This is a genomic window from Pseudomonas sp. SIMBA_068, assembly GCF_046534705.1.
Taxonomy (GTDB): Bacteria; Pseudomonadota; Gammaproteobacteria; order Pseudomonadales; family Pseudomonadaceae; genus Aquipseudomonas; species Aquipseudomonas putida.
In genome coordinates, this window is record NZ_JAWRYI010001731.1 from 1 (window position 1) to 233 (window position 233).

A 233-nucleotide genomic window follows, 5' to 3' on the forward strand; every position below is an offset into this window, starting at 1 on the left:
TTTGCTGTCAGTAATGGGCGCATTGAAGCGACGGAAGTGGATATTGCCAGCAAAATTGCCGGGCGTATCGACACCATTCTGGTGAAAGAAGGCCAGTTTGTTCGCGAAGGTGAAGTGCTGGCGAAGATGGATACTCGCGTGTTGCAGGAACAGCGACTGGAAGCCATCGCGCAAATCAAAGAGGCACAAAGCGCCGTTGCTGCCGCGCAGGCTTTGCTGGAGCAACGACAAAG

1 protein-coding gene is annotated in these 233 nt (G+C 54.1%); it reads left to right on the forward strand.

Translation table 11 applies throughout. The features are described from left to right. Positions 1-233: biotin/lipoyl-binding protein (locus tag SB756_RS35675; RefSeq protein ID WP_410913962.1), on the forward strand; the 233-nt coding region annotated here is incomplete at both ends.